The sequence below is a fragment of the Lactobacillus delbrueckii subsp. delbrueckii DSM 20074 = JCM 1012 genome (assembly GCF_001433875.1).
GTDB classification, from domain to species: domain Bacteria; phylum Bacillota; class Bacilli; order Lactobacillales; family Lactobacillaceae; genus Lactobacillus; species Lactobacillus delbrueckii.
Map to the genome: position 1 here is coordinate 1 of NZ_AZCR01000060.1, position 9,137 is coordinate 9,137.

7 protein-coding genes and 16 tRNA genes are annotated in these 9,137 nt (G+C 48.4%); 2 read left to right on the forward strand and 21 right to left on the reverse strand.

Features of this window, described 5'->3' with window-relative positions; all coding sequences use genetic code 11:
• Positions 1 to 9 precede the first annotated feature (9 nt).
• From FD23_RS07285 to argF, 20 genes are all read right to left on the reverse strand, one after another.
• A tRNA-Glu gene (locus FD23_RS07285) sits at positions 10 to 81 on the reverse strand.
• Positions 82 to 342: 261 nt separating this feature from the next.
• Positions 343 to 430 (reverse strand) — tRNA-Ser (locus FD23_RS07290).
• Between the two features lie 2 nt (positions 431 to 432).
• Positions 433 to 506, reverse strand: a tRNA-Ile gene (locus tag FD23_RS07295).
• A gap of 3 nt (positions 507 to 509) precedes the next feature.
• Positions 510 to 580 (reverse strand) — tRNA-Gly (locus FD23_RS07300).
• Between the two features lie 14 nt (positions 581 to 594).
• A tRNA-Phe gene (locus FD23_RS07305) sits at positions 595 to 667 on the reverse strand.
• Positions 668 to 684: 17 nt separating this feature from the next.
• Positions 685 to 758: transfer RNA gene (locus FD23_RS07310), tRNA-Met, on the reverse strand.
• Between the two features lie 11 nt (positions 759 to 769).
• A tRNA-Ile gene (locus tag FD23_RS07315) sits at positions 770 to 843 on the reverse strand.
• Positions 844 to 855: 12 nt separating this feature from the next.
• Positions 856 to 929, reverse strand: a tRNA-Met gene (locus tag FD23_RS07320).
• 36 nt (positions 930 to 965) lie between these two features.
• Positions 966 to 1,039 (reverse strand) — tRNA-Pro (locus FD23_RS07325).
• A 6-nt stretch (positions 1,040 to 1,045) separates the two neighbouring features.
• Positions 1,046 to 1,119 (reverse strand) — tRNA-Arg (locus tag FD23_RS07330).
• Positions 1,120 to 1,124: 5 nt separating this feature from the next.
• Positions 1,125 to 1,210, reverse strand: a tRNA-Leu gene (locus FD23_RS07335).
• 15 nt (positions 1,211 to 1,225) lie between these two features.
• Positions 1,226 to 1,297: transfer RNA gene (locus FD23_RS07340), tRNA-Gly, on the reverse strand.
• A gap of 4 nt (positions 1,298 to 1,301) precedes the next feature.
• Positions 1,302 to 1,374: transfer RNA gene (locus FD23_RS07345), tRNA-Thr, on the reverse strand.
• An 11-nt stretch (positions 1,375 to 1,385) separates the two neighbouring features.
• Positions 1,386 to 1,467: transfer RNA gene (locus FD23_RS07350), tRNA-Leu, on the reverse strand.
• A gap of 12 nt (positions 1,468 to 1,479) precedes the next feature.
• A tRNA-Lys gene (locus tag FD23_RS07355) sits at positions 1,480 to 1,552 on the reverse strand.
• 2 nt (positions 1,553 to 1,554) lie between these two features.
• Positions 1,555 to 1,627, reverse strand: a tRNA-Val gene (locus FD23_RS07360).
• A 157-nt stretch (positions 1,628 to 1,784) separates the two neighbouring features.
• Entirely contained in the window at positions 1,785 to 3,212 is a 1,428-nt protein-coding gene (locus tag FD23_RS07365) for a basic amino acid/polyamine antiporter (protein WP_025896199.1), read from the reverse strand.
• A 99-nt stretch (positions 3,213 to 3,311) separates the two neighbouring features.
• Positions 3,312 to 4,535, reverse strand: a complete 1,224-nt coding sequence (gene arcA / locus FD23_RS07370; protein WP_025896200.1) for an arginine deiminase — start codon at positions 4,533 to 4,535, stop codon at positions 3,312 to 3,314.
• A gap of 163 nt (positions 4,536 to 4,698) precedes the next feature.
• Complete coding sequence (gene arcC, locus FD23_RS07375; RefSeq protein ID WP_025896202.1) at positions 4,699 to 5,628, reverse strand: carbamate kinase; 930 nt, start codon at positions 5,626 to 5,628, stop codon at positions 4,699 to 4,701.
• A gap of 18 nt (positions 5,629 to 5,646) precedes the next feature.
• Positions 5,647 to 6,648 carry an ornithine carbamoyltransferase gene (gene argF / locus FD23_RS07380; protein ID WP_025896204.1) on the reverse strand — a complete coding sequence of 334 codons (1,002 nt, stop codon included), beginning with the start codon at positions 6,646 to 6,648 and terminating at the stop codon, positions 5,647 to 5,649.
• Positions 6,649 to 6,951: 303 nt separating this feature from the next.
• Between argF and FD23_RS07385 the strand changes: the two genes are divergently transcribed.
• Together FD23_RS07385 and FD23_RS07390 are read left to right on the forward strand one after the other, a co-directional pair.
• Positions 6,952 to 7,821: a DNA-binding domain-containing protein gene (locus tag FD23_RS07385; RefSeq protein WP_052933758.1), complete on the forward strand. Its 870-nt coding sequence runs from the start codon at positions 6,952 to 6,954 to the stop codon at positions 7,819 to 7,821.
• Between the two features lie 73 nt (positions 7,822 to 7,894).
• The gene (locus FD23_RS07390; protein ID WP_052933759.1) at positions 7,895 to 8,614 is read left to right on the forward strand and encodes a B3/B4 domain-containing protein; all 720 of its coding nucleotides are present in this window, start codon (positions 7,895 to 7,897) and stop codon (positions 8,612 to 8,614) included.
• Between the two features lie 68 nt (positions 8,615 to 8,682).
• On the opposite strand, the gene FD23_RS11070 is transcribed toward FD23_RS07390, so the two are convergent.
• Positions 8,683 to 8,856, reverse strand: a complete 174-nt coding sequence (locus FD23_RS11070; RefSeq protein WP_375711322.1) for an amidohydrolase family protein — start codon at positions 8,854 to 8,856, stop codon at positions 8,683 to 8,685.
• Positions 8,857 to 9,137: the final 281 nt, after the last annotated feature.

The following is a 9,137-nucleotide window of genomic DNA, read 5'->3' on the forward strand; positions in this document are numbered from 1 at the left end:
TTCCGGCAATGACCCGTACGGGATTTGAACCCATGTTACCGCCGTGAAAGGGCGGTGTCTTAACCACTTGACCAACGGGCCGCGTAAGCACTCTTAAGATGATACTCGCTTAAACTCATCTTGTCAAGCGGCTTTCTCAATCTTTTCAAAGGCCACTTGCGCCGACGCTCGCGTGTCAACAAATACTAGAATACAGAAAAATCCTGTCTTTGGCAAGTCTTTTTTAGAAAAAAGAGCTACTTTTTTGCCTTTTCTCCTGCTTCTGCCCTCTCTCCTTCTTACTTTTAGAGTTAAGCAGCTTTAAGGCACAAAAAAAGAGCTGCGGAACAGCTCTTTATCAAGCGGAGTAAGAGAGATTCGAACTCTCGCGCCAGTTTCCCGGCCTACACCCTTAGCAAGGGCGCCTCTTTAGCCACTTGAGTATTACTCCAATGGGCCTGGATGGACTTGAACCATCGACCTCACGCTTATCAAGCGTGCGCTCTAACCAGCTGAGCTACAGGCCCATAAGCGGGTAACGAGAATCGAACTCGCGACAACAGCTTGGAAGGCTGTGGTTTTACCACTAAACTATACCCGCAAATATTCAATTTATGGCGCGGGACGGAATCGAACCGCCGACACATGGAGCTTCAATCCATTGCTCTACCAACTGAGCTACCGAGCCAGCTTATTAAAAAGCAATTGCGGGAGCTGGATTTGAACCAACGACCTTCGGGTTATGAGCCCGACGAGCTACCAGACTGCTCCATCCCGCGATAATAAAAAATGGACCTTGCAGGACTCGAACCTACGACAGGACGGTTATGAGCCGTCTGCTCTAACCGACTGAGCTAAAGGTCCAAGTTTACAAAATAGCGGCGGGGGGGATCGAACCCTCGACCTCCCGGGTATGAACCGGACGCTCTAGCCAGCTGAGCTACACCGCCATACTGTAACCAATATGGAAAATATTAAATTACAAATCGGGAAGACAGGATTTGAACCTGCGACCCCCTGGTCCCAAACCAGGTGCTCTACCAAACTGAGCCACTTCCCGGGTTTATGCACCCAGTAGGACTTGAACCTACAACCTTCTGATTCGTAGTCAGACACTCTATCCAGTTGCGCTATGGGTGCATGCATGCCGAAGACCGGGGTCGAACCGGTACGGTTGAAACCAACCGCAGGATTTTAAGTCCTGTGCGTCTGCCAATTCCGCCACTCCGGCATATATATTATAAAAAGCGGAAGACGGGATTCGAACCCGCGACCCCCACCATGGCAAGGTGATGTTCTACCACTGAACTACTTCCGCACAATGCCGATTATACGACTTGAACGTACGACCCCCTGTTTACAAGACAGGTGCTCTACCAACTGAGCTAAATCGGCGTGATATAAAATACGGGTGGCGGGACTTGAACCCGCACGTCCGAAAACACTAGAACCTAAATCTAGCGCGTCTGCCAATTCCGCCACACCCGCAAATCGGGGCCATGAGTCGTGAGGGACTTGAACCCTCGACCCTCTGATTAAAAGTCAGATGCTCTACCGACTGAGCTAACGACTCGATGGAGGATACAGGGCTCGAACCTGTGACCCTCTGCTTGTAAGGCAGATGCTCTCCCAGCTGAGCTAATCCTCCATATGACTAGTTTACGGCATAGGCCGTAAGCACAAATATTAGTATATCGTATTCAGCCAGGAATGCAAGTCTTTTTTGCCTTTTTTATTTTGAAAAAGCAAGGCGAAACACAAAAGAACAGCGTAAAACCGCTGTTTTGGGAAAGATTTTAAAATCATTACATAATGTTGATCTTCTTGTTGGCAATCAGTACGATAGACAGAACGCAGAGAATTGCAATAAAGATAAAGGTGATCTTTTCGTTCTTGTTGAGCTTTCTGCCTTGTTCACGGACGCCTTGGTAATAAACGATCAGGCCTGGGATGTAACTCAAGGAAACAGCCAAGACTGATTGCCAGCCAGCCAAAATCATGCACATGAATTGGAAGAGGGCTGCCAATAAGCCGTAGGTCCATTGAGTCCATTCCTTGTGTTCACGGCTGAACTTCATTTGGTACAAGCCGACAAACAGGTATGAGAACAAGATGGCACTTGAAGCCAAAGTGTAACAGAATTCGTAAGCCTTGTCAGTGAAGAGCAAGGAGAAGAGGAAAATGGTCTGCAGGATAGCAGTAGTGAACAGGGCGTTGGTTGGCGCCTTCTTGCTGTTCAGCTTGCCCCAGAACTTAGGAGCAGCACCGTCTTCAGCGATCAAAAGCATGGTTTCTGCTGGCAGCATGGTCCATGACAGCCAGGAAACGATAGTGGAAATGATCAAACCAATGTTGATGATCATCATGCCCCAGTCGCCGACGATCATCTTCAAGTCGTTACCCAAAGCTGGTTGTGCAGCGCTGGCCAATTGGGCCCGGGTAAGTGAGCCGTATGGCAGGATTGAAATCATCATGTAGAAGACCAAAAGCATGACGAAACCAAGCATGGTTGCTTGTTGCGCTTCATTCAGGCTCTTGGCACGTGACCCCATGACTGAGGCCCCTTCAACACCGATAAATACCCAGATCAGGGTCATCAAAGTCCCCTTCATCTGTGGCCAAAGGCCGCCAGTAGTGGTCCCCTTGGACAGGTTGTTGGCAACTCTGCCCCAGAAGTCAGCGGTGAACATCCCGCCCTTGAAGGAAACGATGCAAATGATTACAAACATAATCAATGGCACAACCTTGCAGAAAGTACCGATCGTGTTAACGAATGAGGCACTTTCAACACCGTTGTTAACCAAGAAGGTCAAGGCCCAGCAGAAGATGATAGCCACGATGATTGAAGGCAGATTTGAACCGCCCTTGAAGACCGGAATAAAGGTCCCGATCGCGCTCATCAGCATAGCCGCAAAGGCCAGGTTGCCCAGCCAGGCACTCAGCCAGTAGGCCCAGCCGGAAATGAATTCGCCCAGAGGGCCATAGCCAGCCCCGGCGTAAGCGAAGATACCACCCTTAAGATCGGATCTCTTCTCAGTCAAATTGTTCAATGACAGAACAAGCATCAAGAAACCAAAACCGACCAGCAGCCAGGACAAAATCGCGGGCCCTGGAGCGGCAGATTGGGCAATGGAACTGGTAATGCCGAAGATCCCAGTCCCAATGGAGGAACTGACGATCAAAGCGGTCAGGCCGACAAGGCCTATCCCGTTTTTGTTTACTTTCTCTTCCATGATTTTACCTCCCAAATACTCTTTCCACCTAAAAAGGCGGAGATAGTCTAAACCCTTGAGCGATAGACCAGCTCCGCGATTTTAGGATCTTAAAACCAATTAGATGTCTTCACGAACAATTGGGCAAGACATGCAACGTGGACCACCACGGCCTCTTGACAATTCGCTTGAGCGAACTTCGTGAACGAGAATCCCGTGTTCTCTCAGCAAAGCGTTGGAGACGTAGTTTCTGTTGTAAGTTACAACTTCACCTGGAGCGATTGCCAAAGTGTTTGAACCGTCGTTCCATTGTTCACGCGGAGCTACGATTGGGTCACCGTTACCAGTTGGGATCAAGTCGATTTCTGACTTGCCCAGTGCCTTCTTCAGCATTTCCTTGATGTCAGTGTGGTGTTCGAAGGTTACTTCGCCATCCTTGCCTGGGTGCAGTACCCAGTTGTCAACCTTGCCATCTTCAGTCAAGATGTCCGGGTGAACAGTGAATTGGTCGTAGTTGATCATGGTGAACACCGTGTCAAGGTGCATCATAGCGTGGTTGTGCGGAATTGAGATGGCAATTACAGTGTCGTAGTCAGAGTTTGCGAACAAGCTCTTAGCGATGTCTTGAATTGCGTCAGCAGTAGTCCGTTGTGAAATACCGATTGCTACTACGTGGTCGCTCAGTACCAGTTCGTCACCACCTTCGATGTGGCTTGCGTGGTTTCTGTCACGCCATACCTTAACCTTGCCTGCAAAGCGAGCGTTGTACTTCAAGATGTATTCAGTGATCATTGATTCACGCTGACGAGCTGGGAAAGTCATCTTGTTGACTGACATCCCGTCGCCGATTGAAGCTTGCGGGTCACGGGTGAAGTAAGCGTTTGGAAGTGGATCCATCAAGAATGGCCATTCAGTGTTTTCGGACACTGCAGCCAAGTCAAGGCTAGTCAATTCCAGGTCGTCTTTGCGGATACCTTCGTAGATTCTGGTTACCAGTTCAGCTGGAGTCTGAGCCTTCAAATATTCAACCAAGGCGTCATGGGTTACGCCGGCAACAAAGCCAGCTTCAACAACTTGTCTTTCAATGAATTCGTTTCTGACAGCTTCGTCTGCCAAAGCTTCAGCAGCCAGGTCTTCGGTGTAGATAACTTCGGCACCATTGTCGCGCAGAGTTTGTGCGAAGAAGTCGTGTTCTTCCTGGGCGATTGGCAGGTATGGAATGTCGTCAAACAAGAGACGTTCCATTGAATCCGGCGTGATGTTTTCGATTTCGCGCCCTGGACTGTGCAGCATAACTGTCTTCAACTTACCAATTTCTGTAGTTACATGAATAGGACTTATCAAGATCTTTACACTCCTATAATTGCTAATTTACCTAATATCCTAATGATTTGTGTGGTTATAAATCGTCAAGTCAACCTACTAACGACTTAACTAACTAGTCGTTCGTAATTTTTAAAGAGAGATTTTCATACTAAAATTTAAAACGGTCGATGAGCTAACAAGCTTATGCGTGGATAACAGTCCCCAACTGTCCAGCAAGAGCAGCGTCTAAGCCTGACAGAGAAGTAATGATGGCTTCTCTTTCCGGGTGGCCTTCAACGAATGACATGCAGGCTTGAACCTTAGGAAACATGCTGCCGGCCGCGAATTGACCTTCGTCAATGTACTTCTTGGCTTCTTCAACAGAGATGTCTTCCAAGTTCTTTTGGTCTGGCTTGTTGAAGTTAATTGCTACGTAGTCAACAGCGGTCAAAATGATCAGCTTGTCCGCGCCAACATTGTCTGCCAACAATGCGCTGGAGCGGTCCTTGTCGATAACAGCTGGCACGCCCTTGAGCCCTTCTTCGGTCTCAACTACAGGCACCCCGCCGCCACCACCGGCGATAACGAGTTCATTTGCTTCAATCAAGGTCTTGATGCTGTTCAATTCAACGATTCTCTTTGGAGTCGGTGAAGGAACAACCTGTCGCCAGCCGCGGCCAGCGTCTTCCTTGAAGATGTAGCCCTTGTCTTCGGCGATTGAGTCGGCTTCTTCCTTAGTGTAGAAGGCCCCAATCGGCTTAGTTGGGTTTTGGAAGGCGGTGTCAGCCGGGTCAACAACGATCTGCGTTACGATGGTTGCCACATCCTTGGTCATGCCGCGCTTGCGGAGTTCGTTTTGCAGGCTTTGCTGCAGATGATAGCCAATGTAGCCCTGGCTCATTGCCCCGCATTCAGGGAATGGGAAGGCAGCGCTTTGGCCGTGTTCAGCAGCGTAGCTCATGCCTAGGTTGATTTGGCCAACTTGCGGGCCATTGCCGTGGCTGATAACTACTTCGTTGCCGGCGCTGATCAAACCGATCAGTGAGGAAGCTGTGTTCTTAACCAATTCCAATTGTTCGGCTGGTGACTTGCCGAGGGCGTTACCGCCCAATGCTACAACAACTTTTGACATAAGAGCACCTCTTCTTGATTAGTCGCCCAAGGTAGCAACCATGACAGCCTTGATAGTGTGCATTCTGTTTTCAGCTTCACGGAAGACAACTGAGTGCTTGCTTTCGAAGACTTCGTCAGTTACTTCAAGTTCCTTCAAGCCAAACTTTTCGTAAACTTCACGGCCAACTTCAGTTTCCAGGTTGTGGAAGGCTGGCAGGCAGTGTTCGAAGATAACGTTAGGGTTTTCAGTAGCCTTAAGAACGTCCATGGTGATTTGGTATGGTGAAAGCAATTCGATCCGCTTCTTCCACTTGTCGTCGGATTCACCCATTGATACCCAAACGTCGCCGTAGATTACGTCCATGCCCTTAACGCCTTCCTTAATGTCGTTTGAAACAACGATCTTGGCGCCAGTTTCCTTAGCGATTGCGTTAGCCTTTGCCAAAGTTTCTTCACTTGGGTTCAGTTCTGGAGGAGTTACAACGTGGTATTCCATACCCATAACTGCGGCACCCAGCATCAAAGCGTTGGATACGTTGTCGTGACCGTCACCAACAAAGGCAAACTTGATGTCCTTGTATTCCTTCTTCAAAACTTCCTTAGCAGTCAAGAAGTCAGCCAGGACTTGAGTTGGGTGGTCAGCGTCAGTCAAACCGTTCCAAACTGGGACACCGGAGTACTTAGCCAAAGTTTCAGCTGCTTCTTGTGAGAAGCCACGGAATTCGATACCATCGAACATGCCGCCCAGTACGCGAGCAGTGTCCTTAACTGATTCCTTGTGGCCGAAGTGTGAGCCGCTTGGCCCAAGGTAAGTTACGTGAGCGCCTTGATCGTGGGCACCAACTTCGAATGAACAACGGGTTCTGGTTGAGTCCTTTTCGAAGATCAAAGCAATGTTCTTGCCCTTCAAGCGAGGTTGTTCAACACCAGCGTACTTGTCCTTCTTCAGTTGTTCTGCCAAGTCAAGCAGGTATTCCATTTCACGAGTGTTAAAGTCTGCGAGAGTCAAGTAACTACGGTTGCGTAAATTAAAAGCCATGATAGCTTCCTCCTGTTTTCTATTGTTTTGTGTTTTTCACTTGTTTACGATTATTATAGAAATCGTTTTCAGAAAACAACGGCAAAAACCAAAAAGATTTACCAAAAAAATCAGCAATCATTAATTAGTTTTTCTAAACTGTATAATCGAATTTTTTAAGTGAATAGAAGGCCGCTTATACGGCCCTTTGGGTACTTTTTCCCCGTTTATACACTTTTTTATATTAAGCTGCCTTTGTGTTAAAATAGAAGCATTGACTCAGCTAACTTCAATTTACTTCAAAAATGAAGAGAAAATGCAAAAATGAACTTTTATATCACAAACAAAAGCACCAAGAACTTACAACTAATTAGTGACGCCCTGGAGCGGAACTTCGAAAACATCATCGTGGGCCGGTCAACTGATGCCCAAATGACCTTCGATGATCTCCGCCAGCTCAGAGTTGACGTATTGGTGGTCGACTATGACCTGGCTCCTTTTGACGGCCTGGCTCTCTTAAGGCGGCTCAAGCAGGCCAACATCTTGCCCCGGGTGATCATGACGGCCAATACGCCGTCAGAATCCTTGATTACGGCTGCCTACCAGAACGGCTGCGATTTTTTTATCCACCACCAGCTCAATTCTGAAGAGATTGCCCATATTTCCAAAATTATCAGCACAACCCTGCAGATTTTGAGTAACATGCGGGTGATTAGCGAGCTCTCCGGCAGCTTGAACAATCCATATGGCCGCCAGCAAAACACCCACCGCCAGCAGATCGACCATGTTACCGACACCCTGCGCTTTTTGGGCATTGCATCAGAAAAAGGCTATTATGACATCATGAAAATTATCCGCTTGATGGTCGACAAGGATATAAGCTTTGACCAGATTGACCTGGAAGAAAGCTTCGGCATCAGCAGCCGGGAGAAAAAGGTCATCTACCAGCGGATCCACCGGACCCTGCACATCGGGATCGTCAACCTGGCCACCATGTGCATCGACTACCCGGACAACGAAATGCTGCTGGACTATGCCAACAACCTCTTTGAATACCAGAACATCCACGTGGAAATGCAGCACCAAAACGGCAAGGAGCTGGAGCGGGGGCAGATTTCCCTGCAGCACTTTTTTGACGGCCTCCTTCAGGAAAGCTACCGGGTCAAGCGGGACAGCAACAATGAGCTCTGGTAAGGAGCTTTCTGCTTGTAGTACATTGGATAGTAAGGAAAGAGCTTATCTCTTTTATATAGAAAGAAGGCACAACATGTTAGGAAAAGTTACCGTTGACCTAAGTTTTTGGGAACTCTTCCCTGACGCGCAAGTAAACATCATGCTCGTCAGCGGCATCGACAACCATGACACTGATGACAATTTGGCCCGCCGGCGCAAGCTGCTCAGAGAAGGCAGCGACAAGGCGGAAGACTTCCTGGGTGCTGCGGCTTTTGCCAAGAACCCAGTTGTTGCTGAATGGCGGCAAGCCTACCAGCAATTCAAAAAGAAGAAAGGCGTCCGCGCTTCCATCGAAGCGCTCTTGAAGCGGATCGACAAGGGCGAGGACTTGCACCCGATTTCACCATTGGTTGACGTCTACAATTCAGTTTCCCTGGCTCATGGTGTCCCAATCGGCATCGAAGACCAAGATAAATTGGCCGGCACCATGCACCTGGGCCAAGTCCACGAAGGCCTGCCCTTCCAGCCAGTCGGAGCTGACAAGGACGAACCGACCCTTGAAGGGGAAGTTGCCTGGTATGACGACCAAGGTGCCGTTTGCCGCTGCCTCAACTGGCGGGATGCCCAAAGAACCATGCTTGATGAAGATTCAACTAAGGGCGTAATCGTAATTGAATCAGTCAACGCTGACCAGGCGCAGCGAGCTAACGAAGCCATGAGCGACTTGGAAGAGCTTTTGGAAGAATTCTTCGGCATCAAGCCGGACAAGTCCGTCATCTTGACCAAGGACGCGCCAAGCGTGGACGTTGACTAAAAAACTATCAACAAATTTTCCACAAGCAAAAAGTCTTACCCGTCATAGGTAAGACTTTTTTTGATTGACTAAAATATTTTACTTCTTTTCCTGGCTCCAGACCTTTTCTCCGCAATCCAAGTCGACGCCGGCTTGACCTTGGCTAAGTCATCTGCCTTTTGACTGAAGATGTCTCTGTCCAAGATAACAAAGTCGGCGTCCTTGCCCGGGGTCAAGGTTCCGTTATTGACGAAGCCGCCCATCTTGGCCGCGTCTCTGGTATAAGCCAGGATGGCCCGGACTACTGGGATACCTTCATCTTCTGCCTGTTGCCGTGTGCCGGGTCACTGCCGCGTAGATTCCGTAAAAAGGACTGTCCGGTTATTTTTGTTTATTAAGCGCTTACAATTTTATTCTACTTAGAAAGCAGACAAATAACAGTAAAAATTAGGCAAATAGAAAACGTCGATTGTAAAATCAAATTGAACACTGTTCCGATCCAGTAAGAAAAATCGTTTTCACTGGATCAGAGCACAAAAAATCC